The sequence below is a fragment of the Bacillus cereus group sp. BfR-BA-01524 genome (assembly GCF_022662595.1).
GTDB classification, from domain to species: Bacteria; Bacillota; Bacilli; order Bacillales; family Bacillaceae_G; genus Bacillus_A; species Bacillus_A thuringiensis_S.
The window spans coordinates 1-319 of the sequence record NZ_JAKUDW010000342.1; the positions used below are offsets into that span (position 1 = coordinate 1).

Consider the following 319-nt stretch of genomic DNA (forward strand, 5'->3'; position numbering starts at 1 on the left):
CATGTTTGAGATATTTTATTAAAAGTGCGGGTGAAGGGAGTCGAACCCCCACGCCAAAGGCGCTAGATCCTAAGTCTAGTGCGTCTGCCAATTCCGCCACACCCGCATATTTCATTAAAATGGTGAGCCATGAAGGATTCGAACCTTCGACCCTCTGATTAAAAGTCAGATGCTCTACCAACTGAGCTAATGGCTCTCGTAATTAAAACTGGTGCCGACTAGAGGACTTGAACCCCCAACCTACTGATTACAAGTCAGTTGCTCTACCAATTGAGCTAAGTCGGCTAAATGGTGGAGGATGACGGGATCGAACCGCCGA

The 319-nt window shown here is 47.6% G+C and carries 3 tRNA genes; all 3 read right to left on the reverse strand.

The annotated features are described in order from the left end of the window. Window positions 1–25: 25 nt before the first annotated feature. The 3 genes from MR170_RS31380 to MR170_RS31390 all read right to left on the reverse strand — a co-directional run bounded on the left by MR170_RS31380 (window position 26) and on the right by MR170_RS31390 (window position 285). Window positions 26–106 (reverse strand) — tRNA-Leu (locus tag MR170_RS31380). A gap of 14 nt (window positions 107–120) precedes the next feature. Continuing rightward, a tRNA-Lys gene (locus MR170_RS31385) sits at window positions 121–196 on the reverse strand. 13 nt (window positions 197–209) lie between these two features. Continuing rightward, window positions 210–285: transfer RNA gene (locus MR170_RS31390), tRNA-Thr, on the reverse strand. Between the last annotated feature and the right edge of the window lie 34 nt (window positions 286–319).